Origin of the sequence: Methanimicrococcus blatticola (genome assembly GCF_004363215.1) — an archaeon.
Classification (GTDB): Archaea; Halobacteriota; Methanosarcinia; order Methanosarcinales; family Methanosarcinaceae; genus Methanimicrococcus; species Methanimicrococcus blatticola.
Window position 1 is genome coordinate 197,341 of record NZ_SNYS01000008.1, and the last position, 18,429, is coordinate 215,769.

The window sequence follows — 18,429 nt, forward strand, 5'->3', positions numbered from 1 at the left end:
TCGGATTTGATCGATTTCCGGTATTTTTAATATATATTCAATATATTTTGCCGAAAAACTTTTAACATAGTGTTGCATTTTAATGGCTGTATTGTAAAATCCGATTCTAACGGCGTTGTAATTTCCGCACTCTTATTCAAAATCATTCTCTTTTTTAATTTTACAATCGAAACATTCAAATCCTATCTTCTCTAATATTACAATGTGGTTAATTCAGGTACATAATTTACCAGAAATGCCGACAACGAATTAGGATTTGTTCGATGAAAGGCTTTCCACAAAAGTCGAGAAGGGATGGGGATCTCGATTGTCGATTTTTGGGCTTGCAATTTTGAAAACCGTAGTTTGTTGATGTTATGGAGGTTACATCAATATGAAATCGTGTTTAATAGATACAATTTTTCTTTCCGATAAACGAAAGAATCTGCTCCTTCTTTTACTTGAGGGGCCGCAGACATCTGACGACATTAAAGATAAGTTAAATGTTAATTGGGGTGCGATGATTCCGCAAATAAAAAAATTAGAGGAATGGGATCTGATCACCAGCAAAGACCGCGTTTATTATTTGACAGATATGGGACGCGCCATTGCGAATAATTCAAAACAGCTTTTAAACATTCTTTGTGTTTACGAAAACAACCAAAAATACTGGGCAACACATGACCTGTCGCGTATTCCGACAGATCTTCTTGACCGCATCGGGGAGCTTGGTCCCTGCAAGTTGCTTGAATCCGACTTGGCGCACGTCTTTGACGCAAACAAAGATGTTGTCGAAGCAATGATTGACGCGACATTTTGCGGAACGCTCTCGAATTTCTTCCAGCCGCAGTACAATAAAATGTACAATACCATGATTAAGAACGGCTGCGATTTAACATTGATTTATTCCCAGTCCGTTTTTGACAGAATTTTGTCTGAATATGTTTACGACGGAACGGCCGAATTGGACGATGTTAAATTCCTGGACTGGAAAAATACAAAGTTCTATGTCATTCCGGACGGGCTCGGCATTACGGAAATTTCTGTGACGAATAATATCGTGCTGCTCGGCTTGTTTGACAGCGACAACAGATTTGACTCCAGATACATTCTGAGTTCGGGCGACCGCTCTCACCAATGGGGAATGGAGCTTTTCGCGTTCCTTTCAAAAGAAGCAAAACGAATCGAAACAAATGTTAAAGACTGAAATTTCAGCTTTAACACGTTTTTTATTTTATCTTTTATCTTGTTTCAATTTATTTTTTGGTATCCTATTTTTGATTCATCTATGATTCATCTATCTCTGATACTCTGATTTTTTATTCAAATCCTTCCGAGAGCATTTGGCGGCATTTTGCCAAGTCTTCAGGCGTGTTGACATTCATTGCCAGCCGCGGATCATCAACAATATAATTGTAATCCGGCTGTTCGTTATTGATGTCTGACGCATCTAAAATATTGATTCCGGTCGGCACAATCAGTTTCGTATTTTTATGAAACACCGTGTCGGGTCGAATTCCTATTTTTTTGCAAAGCGCAATCGGCACATAAACAGACAGAGCCGGTTCATCACACGTTTCGTATTTTTCAAGCACTTCATCAATGATGTCGGAGCGGACAAGCGGCAGATCACACATCACCACCATGACGGGGCCGATGAGTTCTGCTTTTTTAATCGAATATATCATATCCCCGACATAACTGCCTTCAGCAGCTTCAATTAAATGAATCTCGGGATAGTCGGCTTCAATCAATTTCTTCGTTTCAGGCGTTGCCTGCGTGACGGAGACATGAATATTGTCAATTCCTTTTGCGCCGTCAAGCGCGTTGATAATGTATGAAATCAGCGGTCTGCCGTTTAATTCAATGCAGGATTTTTCGCCGCAACCCATACGCTGCGCAAGTCCGCCGGCCATAATTAAAGCGTCCAAATCATCCCTCCGTATAACCAAGAAAGGATAACGGCAACCGTGGCGATTGTGATAATTCTGCCGACTTCGTTGGCGGTTCCGATACCGTCGCCGTTGAGTCCTTCAAAGTGGCGGTTGCTGATTTTTAATATAATGAGTGCCGAAAGCGTTGACACAATAAGCGCGGCAAGACCGATTAAACCAAGCAGCAGGAATGAAACAATTGCCGTAAAAATGAATCCGATTGTGAAATTTTTGCGGGTGCCGCCGGCAATCGTCATTGAGCCGAGTCCTTCGCTGAAGGATTTGCCGAATGTCGCAATTGTCAGCATGGCTTGCTTGCCGTTTGTTTCAGCGACAATCATTGTCACAGCAAGCAAAAATGCCGGTGCCAATGCCCAAGCGAATGATATGCCGGCATCAGCAAGGCTTGGGATGATTAATCCCGTTATGCCGGTTACGATTGGATTTATGCCAATTCCTGTCCCCATTCTTATTGCATTTTCAAGAGCTGTCAAGGATGAATAAAAGAACAGCATCAAAAGAACGGCAAACGCAACGCCGCCGATGCCGAGTGCCATGTCTTTGAGCGCTTTTCTCTTCTTTTCCAATGAGCCGTGGGCTGTCATGCCGTCGCCGAGGTCGGAGACGCCGTCTAAATGATTGAACCAAATAATTCCGTAAACGGCAAGCATAATTGAAATAATTGTCAGCGGCGTCGGGAGGACGATTTCCGCAACGAATGTGATGATGCCGATTAAAATGCCGAGGCAGAAACCGACAATCGGGTACATATAAAGGCGTTTCATTAAAGCGTCAATGCCTTCCATTGTGATTCCGACTGGGATGACGGATAAAAATCCGAAACCCGCTTTAAAGGCTTCCCATAGTGTCATTTCTTTTCCTCCGATAACTCTGACATCGCGCGTGAATACATATTGGCTGAAACGCCGCCGAGAAGGCCGCCGATGATGTCGTCCATAAACATGCCCAGCTCTTTTATTATTCCGGGTTTGTTTTTATCAAAACGGACGAATTCAAATTTGCCTTTGGTACCGCCGATATATCCGGCAACGGCTTCACCGAGAATTTCATCGGCAATGATAAAGGAAAGGTCCTGTTCATATGATTTTTTACTGAGGCCGGGGAGGGTGCCTTCTTTTCCTTCTTTTTCCAAGAGAAGAGCGGTATAAATCAAAAGCTGAAGGTTTGAGTCGCCGATTGCGTAATCGAATTCTCTCTTAAAATATGCGCGCGCTTTTTCTTCGGTTTCAATTCCCGGATGCGGCACATAAAATTCCATCGCGGTGTTTTCCAAATCCGCGTAACTGATGCCGAATCCCTTCAAAACATCCATGATGGTTTTTGAAGTTTCTTCTTCAATGACATTCGGCTGTTCTTTTTTGAAGCCGTCGTCCATGTTTGATAATTTCATCCTTCTCCCTCTCATTAACTTTTTTATTCTTTATTTTCCTTTCCCGGTTTAAATCAGTGAAGCCGCGTACCAAATCAAGCCGATTGCCAAAACACCGGCAACGGCGGAATTGATTGAAGTCATAATGATTAATATTGAAACGCGTGAAATATCCTGTGATTCCGGTTCTCTGTAATCGTTTCCGATGACATACGTATTCGGCTTTTCAAATCTGATTTGAAGCGCTCCGGCCGCGGCCGCCATCGGCCAACCGGAATTCGGAGACGGTGTCGTTTTGTTTTCTTTCCATGCCAATTTCAGTCCGTCAACGGGTTTCATTTTTTCAAGGTCGCCTGTCATGAAATTTGAAACGCCGGCGCCGACTGCAATAAATATCGGCGAAAGCCGCGCCGGAATCCAATTCAAAACATCATCGAATTTGGCGGAAAACCAGCCGAGATGAATGTATTTTTCATTTTTGTACCCGACCATCGAATCAAGCGTACTGGCCGCTTTAAAAAGGTATGCTGCGGGCAGACCGAGCGGACCGAATACGACGTAAAAGAAAATCGGGGTCAGCAACGCGTCGACATAATTTTCCGAAATGGATTCCACAACGGCTGATATAATCTGGCTCTTGCTCAGGGCGGAAGTGTCGCGGCTGACGTATGTCATTAATTCCTTTCGCACCGTTTCAATATCGTTGTCCATTTTTTTTTGAATTTCCTTCGCCGGCTGAACCATGCATTTGATGGCGAATGTCGCTTTCAGGAAAACGGCTTGAATTAAAATCCCGATGATGTCGGGCATGTGTTCGTAATGCGCAATCAAAACAACAAGAACTGCCAGCAAAACGGCAAAACAAATGACTGTTAAAGCCATCAGCGTTCCGTAAAGTTTTCGGTGTGTTTTCGGTGCTTTTGATTTCAAAAACCCGATCAGCTTTCCGATCCAAACAACCGGATGGACAGCAGTCGGGGGCTCGCCGAATATTAAATCAATTAAAACGGCTAAAAGCAGAACCAAAATCAATTCGGCTGACGTGTACGTAAATGCATCCGATAAATGCTGATATAAAGGCGTCAGCGTTTGGAATAATTCTAAAACCATAACATTCGGCTCCGGCAGATAAACATCGCAACGTGTGATATGAATTCACAACACAATTATAAACACAATTTAAGATACCCTACCCTTTTTCGGGGGATTTTTCTCGTTTTCTTCTTTGATTTTCCGGCATAATTCGAGAACGTGGTCGGCATCTTTTTCTTCCATGATCGGGAGTATGATTTCATCCCATTCTTTTTTCAGGATGTCTTCCGTTTCTCCTTCTTCCATTAATCCTTCCATCATGCTTTCAACAACAGATGGAATGTGCGGAATGTAGCAGTCTACGCAGCTCCAGACTTGACCGCCTTTGGAACTTTGAATGTATTTGCCGCCGCCTCTTTCGTCTTTACACGGGTAGAACGGGCAGTAACAGAAAGTGCAGTCCTGGCCTTCAAAATGGCACGGGTAATATTCACACGTCTCCCGTTTGTTTTGCTGAAGTCCCTGTTTGTGTGTCGTCAAAGCGGATTTGAGTTCGCTGTCCGCGAAATCTTTTGCCCATTCGTCAAAAACGATTGAAATTGTTTTGATAAATTTTTCATTTTCGGGGCGGGTTCGAACGGCGATGCGAATGTAATCTTCACCGAGGCCGTGGAATGAAATGCAATTACGGATCAATATGCCGTTCTTGGCAAAACGTTCGACGAGTTCGGTTGATTTGACCGTCCTTTCGCTGATATCGACAAGCAGAAAATTCGTTGTCGCAACACCCGGTTTGAATCCCCAAATTTTGGTGAGCTCCTCTTTGAGGAAATTCGCTTCTTTTAAAATCAATTCTCTGGATTTTTTCAGGTAATCACTGTTGACGCCGCCGTCTATTTCCATTAAGGCTGCGCCGACGTTTTCCTGAAGCGGGCTGAGGTTCCATGAGAGACGGGCCGCGTTGAGCGCGCCGGCAATTTCGGGGTGCGCCACACCGAAGCCGAGACGGATTCCCGGAATTTCAAAGCATTTGGTCAGCGACCGCATTATAAAGATGAATTTGTTGTCCGCGACCAAATCGCAAACGGATTGGAGCGGGTCGGAAAGCTCGATAAAAGCTTCATCCATGAACAAAACCGTTTCCGATTTTTTACATTTTTCGGCAAGCAACATCAAATCTTCGCGTTTTCGAAGAACGGCTGTCGGGTTGTTCGGATTACAAATAAAAAGGATTTTTGCGCCGATTTGTGTTAATTCTTCGGCGGTGATTGTTTCGATTTTTTCCTGCGGAATGTATACGATTTCGGCATTCTGCACGCGACATTGGATTTCGTATTCGCCGAATGTCGGGTACGGAATAATGACTTTATCGCCGTCGTTTAAAACGCATTGGCAGAACAAGCGGATGATTTCGGTTGATCCGTTCCCGGGAATTATGTTTTCTTCAGTCAGGCGAATGTCTGACGTGATTCCCGAATTCAAAAAGGATGCCGCAGCTTCTCTGAATCTTAAATACCGGTTATCGGGATAATTGTAAGTTTCGGGATATGACTCCGCGGCCAGCTTCAGAAAATCTAATCCGTATTCGGGATGGTCAAATGGTGTTTTTAAAGGATTGAGATTGGCGCTGAAATCCAAAATCTCATCTTCGGAAAGGCCGTATTTTTCCGCGCTTTCCTTAATTAATCCCCCGTGAAGACAACCTTGAAAACTCTGAATGTGTTTTTTTAAAGGATTCTGATGCATGGCTTATCTGTTATGAAATTGGATTTTAACGTATATTAAGCTGTTCGTATAATCATTTTAATTGTTTTTTTGGCGGCAGCATTCGAAAATCAATTCGTTTTAAATCCAATCCGCTTAATTTATCTTCGGCGGGAATGACTGCCGCAAACACAACTTCTATATCGGAATACGGCTTTTTCTTTTTCATGGCACGTTTTTCCGGAATTGTAACAGACATTGACGGTACGGTAACGCATGATGACCGCCGCTTGTCGGTTGAGGCGCTCAAAGCGGCGCACACGATTTCGGGCCGCATTCCGGTTGTTTTGGCTTCCGGAAATACGCTTTGTTTTACGCGCGCCATCTCTAAAATGATGGGGACGCGCTCGCCGTTAATCGCTGAAAACGGCGGGTTGCTGCTGCCTTCTTATGATGCCGACCCGATTCGAATTGAACCGTGCATGGATGAACTGAACGCAGCACTTGCGTTGCTGCTTGAGCATTTTGATTTGACGGTTTTTGATTCTCGGGACCGTGTGACGGACATTTCTTTTGCCAAAACGGTTTCAAAAGAAGATATTCTGCCGTATCTTACAGATTTTCAGAATATCCATTTTGTTGATGCGGAATTTGCGTATCATTTGACGGACAAAAATATCTGCAAAGGGGACGCGCTTCAAAGAACGGCAAAAATGATGAGCATGAAAGCCGGTGATTTTGTCGCCGTCGGTGATTCCAACAATGATATTGATCTCTTCCACGCATCCGGTTTTTCTTTCGCGGTTGCCAACGCGACAGACACCGTCAAAAAAGAAGCGGATTATGTTCTCCAAAAAAGTTTCGGCGACGGGTTCGCTGAAATGATTGATTATCTCCTTCAAAATGATTTAATCGAATTAGAAGACGAACGCCGCGATTATTACGTTTGATTTTTTAAAAACGGGGACATTTTTTATTTTCTTTTTAAAGCCGGGGGTAGGCTGAATATTTTATGAAAAGCGGAGCGGCTCGCGCGTCGGCGGCGCGGTTGTGTGATGGCGCGGTGACGGCACGGTGGCAGCAACAGGCAGTGCAGACCGCAACAGGCAGCAACAGACAGCGCAGACAGCAACAGACCACAACACAAACGGCAGGTAACGGCGCTTCCGTTCGCGTAAGCGAACGGGTGTGATAAAAAGCAGATGCTAACGGCAACTCAAACCAAGCGGATGTAAGCAGTGAATCAAACCAAGTGTGGGTGCAAGCTGCGGCTCAAACCAAGTGTGGGTGCAAGCTGCGGCTCAAATCAAGGGTGGTTGCAAGCGGCAGCACAAACCAGGCAGATGGGTGTAAAGCGAACAGTGCCGGCAGCAGCAACACTAAAAGGAAAGTGTTTCGCGTTCCCATTTGCATCTTCTTCTTTGAGCAGCCGCAAATTCCGATTCTGCCCTTCGCTTTGCTCCGGTCAGAATTCGGAATTAGCGGTCGTATATGAACTTTTAATAATTTTCAAAAGGTTTGTAGGAGTTATGCAGTTTCAACGGGTGCAGGAGTTTTCAGTTTCAAGAATTATGCTGTTTCAAATATTGTGCAATTTCAAAGATTATGCCGTTTTAGAAATTTAAAAATAATTTTAAAAATTGCAGCATGTATGCTTTTATTTTTTAAATATTAAAAAAAGAGAATGGGACGAAATAATTATCTCGTCATGAATGATTTTGCTTTGTCTTTGTCAACAATGATGTAGTCTTTGACGGCGCTGACGGCACTGAACGGAATCAAGATATAGTCTTCTTCTTTCTGGTATTTGGCGACGTCCAAACCGTCTGCGGGGCTGACGACCAAATCCATAATGGAGCCTGTTTTGGCATTGATGTGAATGTCTTCGAGCATTCCGAGTTCTTTGGCATCAGTCGACATGATTTTTTTGTTGTCGAGAAGGCGCTTTGCATAATATTTCATTTCATTTCCTCTTTGAATTGTGAAAAGTGAATTTAAATTAACAAATTCTTTGCTCTATTTAATTCACTTTTATTTTATATACATTTTCATTTTGTTTATACAAAAAATAACCATTAATCTCATTTTTCATAAATGGGCTGATGCCACATTTTATTATAATCCCCATATGCATTTATACAATTGGGACCACCATCGGACCAACCCATATGTAAATAACCGGCGTGTTTTTTGTTGTCATTATCGTTTGCTTCTATCAAAAACACATCCATGTAATGTTTAGGCGGCGTGCAATCCTGCCCGTCCATAAGCGTACAGCCGCCGCAGTTTTCTTCTTGTCCGGCAATCGTTCCTTTATATTTTACCGAAATGATCTCTTTGAACAAATCATTTTCATTCTTTAGATGCGTATTTACATACTCTTTTGCGTCGTCGTCTGTAAAATGTCTCATTATTGACTCTCCAAAGTGTTGAAATAATTAATTATCAGCTCTAATCTGTTTTGTTCAAAAACTTCAAATCAGTTATAGGCGGTGAAGTAATCGTCAGCCGGCTCGTCTTTGTGTTTGATGAAGTCTTCCATCTTTTCATATTTTTCGTTAAGCTCTTCGCCGACAGACGGGCGGATGACATCCAACGCGGCTTTAAAGTTTTCAGCCGTTACGGTTTGAACACTCATATCTGTTCGAAGCGCCGTCATCACGGCTTCGCGGCAAACCGCTTCAATGTCGGCACCAGTGTAACCGTCTGTCATTTCCGCTAATTTGTCAATGCTGACATCGTCTGACAGCGGCGTCTTTTTCAAGTAAATTTCAAAGATGGATTTTCTGCCGGTCAAATCGGGGACGCCGACATAAACCATTCTGTCCAGGCGACCAGGACGGATGAGTGCCGGATCCAGCGTGTCGGGACGGTTGGTTGCGGCAACGACGAACACATCTTTGAGGCGTTCAATGCCGTCCATTTCAACCAGCATTTGATTGAGCGTGCTTTCGGCGACCGAGCGCGTTCCTGCAGAGCCGCTTTCACGGGCGGTTGCAAACGCATCAATTTCATCGAAGAAAATAATTGTGGGAGATGCTTGTTTTGCTTTTCTGAATATTTCTTTCATGGCTTTTTCGGATTCGCCGACCCATTTCAGAAGCAGTTCCGTGCTTTTGATGCTGATGAAGCTGGTTTCACATTCATGCGCGACGGCTTGGGCCAGCATGGTTTTACCGGTTCCGGGCGGACCGTAAAGCAAAATGCCTTTGGGCGGCGCAATACCGAATTGTTCGAATTTTTCCGGATACTTGAGCGGCCATTCCAATGTTTCAACAATCTGACGCTTGACGTTTTCAAGACCGCCGATGTCTTCCCATGAAATTTCCGGTATTTCAACATAAATCTCGCGAAGGGCGGACGGCTCGCTGTTTCTGACGGCTTTCTCAAAGTCTTTATTGGTGACGACAAGCGTTTCTAATATTTCATCGCTTAAGTTTTCATCCAAATCGACAGTCGGCGCAATTCTCTTGACGGCATTCAAGGCAGCTTCGCGGCAAAGGGCGGCCAAATCGGCACCGACATAACCTTGCGTCTGTGCTGCCATTTCTTTAAACAAAGATTTGGCGTTCAATTCGTATTGTTCCTTTGCAGCAGCCAGTTTTTTCGTATAATCGGCAATTGCGGATTTATCCGCGGTTTTCGTTGTTTCGTCTTTGATGCCGTTATCGGTGTTGGATTTCGCCGTTTCTTTCGCTTTTCGAAGCGCGGCTTCAATCATTCTGATCTTCGGATAACCTTCAAGCGGCATGGCGCGGGCATGAATTCTGATGATTTCCTCTCTGCCGGCAGCATCGGGAGCGCCGATTTCAATTTCGCGGTCAAAGCGACCGGGGCGGCGTAATGCATTGTCGATGGAATCGATTCTGTTGGTTGCGCCGATGACGAATACTTGCGTCGTGTCCATCATGCCGTCCATGACGGTTAACAGCTGCGAGACGATTCGTCTTTCAACTTCGCCTGACTGCTCACGCTTCGGGGCGACGGAATCAATTTCATCAATAAAAATGATTGAAGGCGCATTTTTGGCGGCTTCTGTGAATAATTCTCTGATTTTCTCTTCGCTTTGCCCGTAACCGCTGCGTATAATTTCGGGGCCGGCGACATAATAAAAGTTGGCGCCGATTTCGTCGGCAACCGCGCGCGCAATAATTGTTTTTCCGGTTCCCGGGATGCCGTGGAGGATTAAACCTTTCGGCGGGCTGATTTTCAGGCGTTTAAAGAGACGCGGCTGTTTCATCGGCAATTCAATGGCTTCTCGAATTTCAGCTAATTTGTCGCCGAGGCCGCCGATGTCTTCATAAGAAATATGTTTTTTGCGGTATCCTTCCGCGCTTTTTTCAAAAGAAATTTGAGTTTCGTCAGTGATGACAACCATGGATTTTGACGGTGTCACTTGGGTTACCATAAACTCAACCGTCTGCTTTTTCATTTCAGGCTGAGATACATCATTGAGGCCGAGCATGTCTTTTCTGACGGGAATGATGTCTTCCTTCACTAAATAGCGTTCTCTTAAATTGTAACGGATTCTGTCTTCGATTTCTCCGTTCAATGTAACTTTTTCTTCTTCAAGCGGCGCAACCGTTATCTTTTTGGCGGGGATGACTTTGGCTTTTCGAATGGTTACTTTATCGCCGACGGTCACTTTTGCATTGTATCTGATAAATGTGTCAATGCGAACGGTTTCGTCAGTTGAGCCGTCTAATATATTTGCTTTCCAAACGCGCGCTACCGTCTTTCGCTCGCCTTCGATTTCAACAGGCTCGCCGACGGTGAGGCCGAGTATTTCCATGACTTCGGATGTCAGCGGGATAATGCCTTTGCCGAAATCATCGGTCGGGTAGACTTTTTCCACTTCCATTTGAAGCTCGTCCGCTTTGGCAATCTTTTTCCGTTCGGTCACTTCCGGCTCAATAATCTCATTTTTTTTCATAAAATTTCCCGCTTTATTTATTTGCTGCAATCGTTTTGTTTTTCGATGCGGCGTATCTTCTTCTTTTAATTGTTCTATAAATGCGCTCGTTATAATTTATTTCTTTCTGTATTCTTTTTTGTTTCATGTAATAATATTGTTCATCCATTCAAATCCTAAATTGTCGATAAGCTTTAAAACCGAATCCGCATACATTCATCTAATGACTTCTTTCTCCGTTCCCAAACCTTTTCAAAAATTCAATTCAGCAGCAGCCGAAAAAACAATCGTTGAATTTATCCAAAACACTGTTAAAGACTCCGGCACAAACGGCGTTGTCCTCGGGCTTTCCGGCGGCATTGATTCTGCGCTTGTCGCTGCTCTTTCCGTCAAAGCGTTGGGCGCGGAGAATGTGTATCCGATTTTCTTTTATGAATCCGCTGATGATCCATCTCAATTTGATTCCGCAGATTTTCGGGATGCATCCCAAATATGCAATCAATTTAATTTAACGCTTCAAAAAGTGAATTTATCTTCTTTATTTTCGGAGGCTTTTTCCGCAGCTCCTTCTGCAACTCCTTCAGCGACCCATTCTTCTTTAAACCCTGTCACGAAGAATTCGATTTCCGCGGGTAATCTGAAATCCCGGCTTCGAATGTCGCTGCTCTATTATTATGCGAACAACAACACTCTTTTGGTGATCGGGACGAAAAACAAAACCGAACGTCTCACCGGATATTATACAAAGTACGGCGACGGCGCGGTTGATTTGGATCCGATCGCGGATTTGTATAAAACAGAAGTTCGTTTACTGTCTCAATATTTGGGTTTGCCGGAATCGATTTTGTCAAAAGCGCCGTCTGCCGGATTCTGGGACGGTCAATCCGATGAAGATGATTTCGGTGTTCGGTATGATCAATTAGACTCTATATTATATGTGCTTGAGAAAAACGGGCAGAAATTGCCGAAATCCGGTTCTGACGAGTTGAACGAGATTTTAAAAATGACGAATCTGTCTGAAAAACAATATGAGTCTATTCTTTCAAGAATGGATTCTGCGAAACACAAACAAAAACTTCCGGACTTTCCGAAGATTTCTTAATTTTTTTGTTTTTCGAATCGTTGCAACTGATCAAGGGCATAGTATGCTTTCGTCTCCTTCTTAGGGGTTGGGAGGATTTAATTTCTTGATCAATTCTTTTTTTATGAATTCAATGTCAACAAAAAAAATATTTTTTCCTCGATGATGTAATCTAAAAGCCGTTTTTGCTTTGCGGATTATTTGTTTTTCATTGGCTGAGGATATTTTAACCTCTTCATTTCTTTGATTCAAATATGTCTCCTCAATGTAGTTCCTTGTAATCGGGAACATATTTTGAATTAAAAAAACTCTTTCCTTTCCGAGGACATTGCAAAAATAAAGGGTGTTGCATGATTTATGTTTCTCAGTGATTCTTTTTTGAATCATTTTGTATTTTTCAAGTTTGGATGAGATTGGAATTAGCCAAAATATGTCCGAATTGACGGAATCTTGAAATGCAAAAAAACAAGGTCTTCCGCCAAGTTCTCCCGGCTTTCCCTTTTTATTTCTCATTAAACCGCTATCTGAAAAATCGTCATAAAAACGGTTTGATATAAAATAGAAACATCCTGACATTTAATCACCAATTATTCTAATTATATATCCCTTTAATATGGGAATTTAATATTGGGAGGCTTATGTCGGGAAGAGGTATTTTACATATATAATACAACTAATAAAATAAAGTCAAAGGTTGGAAGGAATCTATTCACGATTTCGCATCCGACTGATTTTTGTCACCAGCCGTCGGAAAGCTGGGGATATTTGGGTCCGGGCTATTGTTATTACAGCCGCCTTCCGGATGGCGGCGAATGGAATAGATTTCCTTCCTATTACTGGATGCTACTGCATACAGTTGGTTTCAAATACGATTTTTTGGTATATTTACTTTTTCAATTTTTCAGAAAAAAATAACCATCCATTTATAAAAAGGAAAAAATTTATCGCTCACCATTCTCTGTAAATCTATTTTGAGTTTTTTTGCTTTTTGTCTCTATTGCCGAACTCTGGCAATTTATCGACACAATTATATGAATTTACGACATTTTTCAGAATAATTCATAAAATTTGTCGAAATTTCGGTCAGATTTCGTCCTTAAACATACATTTTCACTCTTAAAACAGTATCAATCGATAACTTCAATTTGATTTATAGCTTTACTGCTCTCTAAAATCCTTGTCGTCGATTATCGACTTGTCAATCGTTTGAAAGTGTAATTTTCGTCCTCTTTTTATTGAACTGACCGCAAAAGTTTAATAACCCTTTTGTCAGTTTTAACCTCTGTATAAGCTCGGGTATTCGTAACTATCACTGTATTTGGATAATTTTCCTCATATTTCAGTGATTTTCCGAACACATTTCACAAATTCGTTGAATTTCGTTCTTTTTCGAATACAAAACCCGTGTTTACCATTCTAATAATGGAGGAAAAATAAATGCAAATGAAACACTTATTAGTGGCATTACTTGTCCTTCTTGCTTTTACCGGCATGGCAGCAGCAGCTGACTCCGTTGAAATCAGAAGTACAATTGTTCACTATGACGAACTTAGCACCCAAATTACTCCTGCTGACTGGGCAGGTCTTTGGTATGATCTTGATGATGATACATCAACAGAAATTCTTTATCTTAACACTCCTACCAACAAAGGCGATACAGATATTGTCTATGAAACCATTCCGGTTTTCCAGAATTATGAATATGATGGATGGGCAAATACCTCAACCGGAAGTACTGAAAATTACGGCTACGCTGTGATTGGTTTCTTCGCTGAACCTTATGTTGCACTCGGTAAGAAAGATGTTACATCCTTCGACCTCTCTGGTGGCGACACTCCTGCTATCAAAGCAACCAAAATCGCAAAACTCGTTATTGATGATGACGAAAAATATACATTAAAAACAGGCGCAACCCTTGAACTCGGAAGCGGCTACTCTATTATTGTTGACCAGATTGATGTTGACGGTAACAAAGCATACCTCAAACTCATGAAAGACGGCAAAGAACTTAACTCCAGCATCGTTAACACCAACGAAACAGGTCTTAACTCCTCTACATGGATGTTCGATTTAACCGTTCTCGGTGAAAAGAACATGCAGGTCATGAGAGTCCACGTCAAAGACGTTTTCCAGGGCACAGAAAGCAGCCTTGTTGAAATCGATGGTCTTTGGATGGTCGACTATCAGAATGCAATCGAAGTTAAATCCGATGACAAATTCGGTAAATTTGAATGCATTACAGCAGACAACTACAAGTTGGAATTCGAAGCTGAAGAAATTACATTAAGCGCAGACTCTGACATTGAACTCGGTAAGGGTATCTTTATCAAGACCGAAAAGAACTTTGACAAAACTGATGCTATGGGTCTCGACAAATTCTATGTCTACAAAGAATACACCGAAGCCGGAACATATGAAATCCGCAGCAGTGTCTTCAATTATTCCACTTCTACAGGTGGATCCATTGCTTTAAAGAATGGTAACGTAGAGTCAGAACTCAACTACACAACGTTCGCTGCATTCTTCTATGACATGGACAACGGTGTTGACACTGAAGTTCTTGCCTTTGACGGTGATGGTTCTATCATTGATGAAGGTGACCTTACTTACAACACAACACCCAAAGCTGTTTCATACGAATATGATTGGACATTCAATGACACCGTTAACGGCGGCATTGAAGATGCACCTGAATTCTATTTCATTATGGGCTTCTTTGGTGAAAAATACGTTCCGTTCAACATTGTTGATGTGAATGGTCACAACACAGATTTGAAACCTGAAAAGATGGCAAAACTCATTATCGACGATGATGAAAAGTACACTTTGAAGACCGGCGCAACATTGGAACTCGGTGAAGGCTACACCATCATCGTTGACCAGATTGATGTTGACGGTAACAAAGCATACCTCAAATTCCTCAAAGATGGTAAGGAAATCAACTCCAGCATTGTCAACACAAAAGACAACACAAGCAACTGGATCCTCAGACAAAACATCACCAACGAAAAGAACGTTCAGGTCCTCAGAATTCACGTGAAAGACGTGTTCCAGGGTACACAGGACAGCCTTGTTGAAATCGATGGTTTCTGGCTCATGGACTACCAGAACGCAAATGAACTCAAATCTGATGACAAATTCGGTATCCTCGAATACGATGGCTCCTCTGATGTCACTAATACTTATGACTACGAATACACTATCGGTAATACCGTCTATCTCCTTCCCTATGACACATCTGTGCTCGAATTCAGTTCCGGTACCAAGATTACATGGGCTTCCGACATGGACAAACAGATTGCAAACAACATGTACTTGAAGACAGCTGACAGCACTTCCAACAAACTCGCATACTTCTACGTTAACGCAGAAGTCGGCGACGGCGGAAACGTCACAGACCCTGACCCGGTTCCCTCTGAAGGCGGAAACGAAACCGAACCCCCGGTGACACCCCCGACAGAAGGCGGAAACAACACAACCGACCCGGAACCCCCGAAAGATGATGAACCCTCCTGGTTCAAGAAGAACATGTGGCTCATCATTGGCGTAATCGTGTTGATCATCATCATCGCTGGTGCAGCATACTACTTCATGGTCTACAAGAAACAGGCATAAGCCTTTTCTAAAGATTAAACAAATAAAGTAAGGATTTCTCTGAAATCCTTTACTTTTCTATTTTTTTAAAAATTAAATTTTGAACAGCTTTTGCTGTCTGTTTATTCTTCTTGCTTATTCTCTTCTTTTGAGTTTATTTCGCCCGTCTCTTTTTTCTCACTCTATTTATATTTACAGTGTCGACCGACTCTTATTTATAGAAATCTTCACATTCAACCATCGGGGTTGATTCGTGTATATTTTGGTTGTATCACGAATTATAATAATTGGTAAAAACGGCAATAATGTTCGTTTTTATGGGTGAGTTTAATGAAAATGAGGTATTTGTTAGCAGCGGCGCTGATTCTTTTTTCAATGGTAGGCGTCTCTTTTGCAGCGGAATCCGTTGAGATTCGAAGTGAAATTTTATGGTACGGGTCTAGTGACTGGCTTCAAGATTGGGCAGCATTCTATTATGATTTAAAAAATAATATTTGCACAGAACAAATCTATTTGTCTATCTATGAGATCAATAATTACGGCGGGTCCGATTACGATAATCCGTTAAGTCCCGGTCATATTAATATTCTTTACAGCACATCACCGGTAATTCAAAAATTTGAATACAATTGGACTGTTCTTGTCGAAGAACCTGATTGGAACTGGAATGGTGAAGATTGGGAAGAATCTATTATTTTAGTCCCTCGTCCAACCGGTTTTGCAGTTATCGGATTTTTCGGCGAGCCGTATGTCGCGTTAAATAATGAAACGATTCTTTACAACAACAATATGCTTGGTAGGGATATGCCTGCTTTTCCCAATGTGGGTGCAAATAAAATCGCGCCGCTTGTTGTGAATGATAATACAAAATATTCCTTGAAAGTCGGGGACAGCATTGATTTAGGCAAAGGATATGCGCTTTATGTCGAGCAGATTGATGTTGGCGGAAATAAAACAAATTTAATTTTAAAACACGGCGACACACAATTAGGATCAGGCATTGTCACCGCTTCCGAGTCAGGCGGCGACTGGATTTTTGAAAAAGATCTTTTGAATATGCCGAATGTTCATGTTTTACGCGTTCATGTCAAAGATGTTTTCCACGGAAACGACGCGATTGTCGAAATTGACGGCCTTTGGCTGATTGATTATTTGAATGCTTTTGAAGTCAAATCCGATGTGAATTACGGCAAATGGAACGCAACGTCAATCAATTCGGAAGAATTAGTCTATATTGCCGAAGACATCGCGCTGAGTAGCAATGCGACTATCGCTTTAGGAAAAGACTGGAATTTGAAAGTGCAGGACGGTTTTAATCCAATGTTGGAACTGAGATTCATGGAACCAAATAACAGGTTCTATCTTTTCAAAGAATATACAGAACCCGGAACATATGAAATCAGAAGTTCCGTTTCTGACTGTCAATATACTTACAATAACTTTGCCGCTTTTTATTATGATTTAGACAAAAACCTGGCAACAGAAGTTTTGAATGCATATGCAGGTTACGACGGGCAATTCGAAAAAGAGGATCCGGATTCTTTCAGTTATACAACAACGTATGTTCATGCCGATTACAAATATTTGCCGAACGACGGATTTGATGAAGATGATATCCTGATTAATTCCTGGGATTCCGGTTACGACATCATGGGCTATTTCGGCGAACTCTATGTTCCGCTGAATGTTGTTGACGGTGATGGCTTCTATGTTTATGAAAGCACAAAACTCGATAAATTCGCGCCGCTGGTTATGGATGACGATTCCAAATATACATTAAAAACAGGCGATTGGATTGAACTGGGCAACAACTATACGCTTCATGTTCGTCAAATTGATATCAAAGGCAATAAAGCCCATCTTGAACTTCAAAAGGACGGCGTTTTTGTTAATTCAAGTATCGTAACCACAAAATCCGGAGACGGCTCAAGCAATTGGATCTATAAAGATATCCTTTTGAATGTCAAAGACGTGCAGCATTTAAGAGTCCACGTCAAAGACGTTTTCCAAGGTCAGGATGAACTTGTTGAAATCGACGGCATTTGGTTAATGGATTACAACAATGTCACCGATTTGAAATCCGGTGACGAAGTCGGTCTTTTAAAATACGAAGGATTATCCTCAATCGATTCTGTTGATGGGTATGGAAATCTGCAACGATATTCTTCCCCGAATGCTCTTTACAAGGTCGATGCGGAAAGCGTTCTTGTCTTTACGCTGAAAAATAATCTGACGTTAACCGATGAAATGGATTTGGTCATCGCAAACAATATGTCTTTAAAAGCATACAAAAGTGATTATTTCCCTCTTCCCAATATTGCCAGAGGGGTTGCCTATGGTTTTTACGGTGAATACAACTATTATTTCTATGTCACTGAAGAAATCGGAAACTTATCTTCCGGCAACGATGGTGATGGTGACAGCGGAAACGGCGATGGCAATAAAGGATCCGGCGACAGTTCAAACAAAAGTTCTGAAACCACCAATCCGGAAAATGAAACCAAACCGGGTAAATTGGCCGGCGGAATCGGGGCAATCGTATTAGGTCTGTTCCTTTTAATCGCGCTCATCCTGATCGCTTACCTTTACAGACGGTATAAAACCAGAATGGGACAGAGTCAAAAATAAAATTGCTGCAATTTGCCGCAATTGTTTCAAATGAAGAATGAAGATTTCACGTGAAATCTTTCATTTTTTTTCTTTTTCTCAAATTGGTTTTTTATTCTCAGATGGTTCTTTTTCTCAGATTGGTTCTTTTTCTCAGATTGGTTCTTTTATTCTGTTTTCCTGAGGTCGGGTCTGT

Annotated in this window: 16 protein-coding genes; 5 read left to right on the plus strand and 11 right to left on the minus strand. The window is 42.1% G+C overall.

Translation table 11 applies throughout. The annotated features are described in order from the left end of the window. Positions 1–373 precede the first annotated feature (373 nt). Positions 374–1,186, plus strand: a complete 813-nt coding sequence (locus C7391_RS05395) for a helix-turn-helix transcriptional regulator (RefSeq protein ID WP_133517524.1) — start codon at positions 374–376, stop codon at positions 1,184–1,186. Positions 1,187–1,298: 112 nt separating this feature from the next. Here the strand turns inward: C7391_RS05395 and C7391_RS05400 are convergent, their stop codons facing one another. From C7391_RS05400 to C7391_RS05420, 5 genes are all read right to left on the minus strand, one after another. After that, positions 1,299–1,910 (minus strand): NTP transferase domain-containing protein, encoded by a 612-nt coding sequence (locus C7391_RS05400; RefSeq protein ID WP_133517525.1) that lies wholly within the window; start codon positions 1,908–1,910, stop codon positions 1,299–1,301. Beyond that, positions 1,898–2,785, minus strand: a complete 888-nt coding sequence (locus C7391_RS05405) for an adenosylcobinamide-GDP ribazoletransferase (RefSeq protein ID WP_133517526.1) — start codon at positions 2,783–2,785, stop codon at positions 1,898–1,900. Before C7391_RS05405 ends, C7391_RS05400 begins: the two co-directional genes overlap by 13 nt. Beyond that, positions 2,782–3,324 (minus strand): alpha-ribazole phosphatase CobZ, encoded by a 543-nt coding sequence (gene cobZ / locus C7391_RS05410; protein WP_133517527.1) that lies wholly within the window; start codon positions 3,322–3,324, stop codon positions 2,782–2,784. Before cobZ ends, C7391_RS05405 begins: the two co-directional genes overlap by 4 nt. A gap of 48 nt (positions 3,325–3,372) precedes the next feature. Beyond that, entirely contained in the window at positions 3,373–4,413 is a 1,041-nt protein-coding gene (locus tag C7391_RS05415; RefSeq protein WP_133517528.1) for a cobalamin biosynthesis protein, read from the minus strand. Positions 4,414–4,482: 69 nt separating this feature from the next. Beyond that, positions 4,483–6,081, minus strand: a complete 1,599-nt coding sequence (locus tag C7391_RS05420; protein ID WP_133517529.1) for an aminotransferase class I/II-fold pyridoxal phosphate-dependent enzyme — start codon at positions 6,079–6,081, stop codon at positions 4,483–4,485. A gap of 134 nt (positions 6,082–6,215) precedes the next feature. Between C7391_RS05420 and C7391_RS05425 the strand changes: the two genes are divergently transcribed. Beyond that, positions 6,216–6,989 carry a phosphoglycolate phosphatase gene (locus C7391_RS05425; protein ID WP_133517530.1) on the plus strand — a complete coding sequence of 258 codons (774 nt, stop codon included), beginning with the start codon at positions 6,216–6,218 and terminating at the stop codon, positions 6,987–6,989. A gap of 34 nt (positions 6,990–7,023) precedes the next feature. On the opposite strand, the gene C7391_RS05430 is transcribed toward C7391_RS05425, so the two are convergent. The 5 genes from C7391_RS05430 to C7391_RS05450 all read right to left on the minus strand — a co-directional run bounded on the left by C7391_RS05430 (position 7,024) and on the right by C7391_RS05450 (position 10,972). Beyond that, complete coding sequence (locus C7391_RS05430; RefSeq protein ID WP_133517531.1) at positions 7,024–7,254, minus strand: hypothetical protein; 231 nt, start codon at positions 7,252–7,254, stop codon at positions 7,024–7,026. Positions 7,255–7,311: 57 nt separating this feature from the next. Next, a complete protein-coding gene (locus C7391_RS08585) occupies positions 7,312–7,446 on the minus strand; it encodes a hypothetical protein (protein WP_263295313.1) in 135 nt (44 codons plus the stop codon). Positions 7,447–7,737: 291 nt separating this feature from the next. Next, the gene (locus tag C7391_RS05440; protein ID WP_133517533.1) at positions 7,738–8,001 is read right to left on the minus strand and encodes a PRC-barrel domain-containing protein; all 264 of its coding nucleotides are present in this window, start codon (positions 7,999–8,001) and stop codon (positions 7,738–7,740) included. A gap of 119 nt (positions 8,002–8,120) precedes the next feature. Further along, complete coding sequence (locus tag C7391_RS05445; protein ID WP_133517534.1) at positions 8,121–8,450, minus strand: hypothetical protein; 330 nt, start codon at positions 8,448–8,450, stop codon at positions 8,121–8,123. Between the two features lie 68 nt (positions 8,451–8,518). Beyond that, positions 8,519–10,972: a CDC48 family AAA ATPase gene (locus C7391_RS05450; RefSeq protein WP_133517535.1), complete on the minus strand. Its 2,454-nt coding sequence runs from the start codon at positions 10,970–10,972 to the stop codon at positions 8,519–8,521. A gap of 202 nt (positions 10,973–11,174) precedes the next feature. Between C7391_RS05450 and C7391_RS05455 the strand changes: the two genes are divergently transcribed. Next, positions 11,175–12,053 (plus strand): NAD+ synthase, encoded by an 879-nt coding sequence (locus C7391_RS05455; protein WP_133517536.1) that lies wholly within the window; start codon positions 11,175–11,177, stop codon positions 12,051–12,053. Between the two features lie 60 nt (positions 12,054–12,113). Here the strand turns inward: C7391_RS05455 and cptIN are convergent, their stop codons facing one another. Beyond that, on the minus strand, positions 12,114–12,608 hold the full coding sequence (gene cptIN, locus C7391_RS05460; protein WP_133517537.1) for a type III toxin-antitoxin system CptIN family toxin: 495 nt from the start codon (positions 12,606–12,608) through the stop codon (positions 12,114–12,116). An 861-nt stretch (positions 12,609–13,469) separates the two neighbouring features. Between cptIN and C7391_RS05465 the strand changes: the two genes are divergently transcribed. Further along, positions 13,470–15,647 (plus strand): S-layer protein domain-containing protein, encoded by a 2,178-nt coding sequence (locus C7391_RS05465; protein ID WP_133517538.1) that lies wholly within the window; start codon positions 13,470–13,472, stop codon positions 15,645–15,647. Between the two features lie 309 nt (positions 15,648–15,956). Further along, the gene (locus tag C7391_RS05470; RefSeq protein ID WP_133517539.1) at positions 15,957–18,254 is read left to right on the plus strand and encodes an S-layer protein domain-containing protein; all 2,298 of its coding nucleotides are present in this window, start codon (positions 15,957–15,959) and stop codon (positions 18,252–18,254) included. Positions 18,255–18,429 lie beyond the last annotated feature (175 nt).

What these genes read in the sequence shown, in the direction of transcription:
- C7391_RS05465 (WP_133517538.1), top strand. Translation starts at nt 13,470, where the DNA reads ATGCAAATGAAACACTTATTAGTGGCATTACTTGTCCTTCTTGCTTTT.
- cobZ (WP_133517527.1), bottom strand. Translation starts at nt 3,324, where the DNA reads ATGAAATTATCAAACATGGACGACGGCTTCAAAAAAGAACAGCCGAAT.
- C7391_RS08585 (WP_263295313.1), bottom strand. Translation starts at nt 7,446, where the DNA reads ATGGGAACGCGAAACACTTTCCTTTTAGTGTTGCTGCTGCCGGCACTG.
- C7391_RS05470 (WP_133517539.1), top strand. Translation starts at nt 15,957, where the DNA reads ATGAAAATGAGGTATTTGTTAGCAGCGGCGCTGATTCTTTTTTCAATG.
- C7391_RS05425 (WP_133517530.1), top strand. Translation starts at nt 6,216, where the DNA reads ATGACTGCCGCAAACACAACTTCTATATCGGAATACGGCTTTTTCTTT.
- C7391_RS05445 (WP_133517534.1), bottom strand. Translation starts at nt 8,450, where the DNA reads ATGAGACATTTTACAGACGACGACGCAAAAGAGTATGTAAATACGCAT.
- C7391_RS05455 (WP_133517536.1), top strand. Translation starts at nt 11,175, where the DNA reads ATGACTTCTTTCTCCGTTCCCAAACCTTTTCAAAAATTCAATTCAGCA.
- C7391_RS05395 (WP_133517524.1), top strand. Translation starts at nt 374, where the DNA reads ATGAAATCGTGTTTAATAGATACAATTTTTCTTTCCGATAAACGAAAG.
- C7391_RS05450 (WP_133517535.1), bottom strand. Translation starts at nt 10,972, where the DNA reads ATGAAAAAAAATGAGATTATTGAGCCGGAAGTGACCGAACGGAAAAAG.
- cptIN (WP_133517537.1), bottom strand. Translation starts at nt 12,608, where the DNA reads ATGTCAGGATGTTTCTATTTTATATCAAACCGTTTTTATGACGATTTT.
- C7391_RS05420 (WP_133517529.1), bottom strand. Translation starts at nt 6,081, where the DNA reads ATGCATCAGAATCCTTTAAAAAAACACATTCAGAGTTTTCAAGGTTGT.
- C7391_RS05405 (WP_133517526.1), bottom strand. Translation starts at nt 2,785, where the DNA reads ATGACACTATGGGAAGCCTTTAAAGCGGGTTTCGGATTTTTATCCGTC.
- C7391_RS05415 (WP_133517528.1), bottom strand. Translation starts at nt 4,413, where the DNA reads ATGGTTTTAGAATTATTCCAAACGCTGACGCCTTTATATCAGCATTTA.
- C7391_RS05440 (WP_133517533.1), bottom strand. Translation starts at nt 8,001, where the DNA reads ATGAAATATTATGCAAAGCGCCTTCTCGACAACAAAAAAATCATGTCG.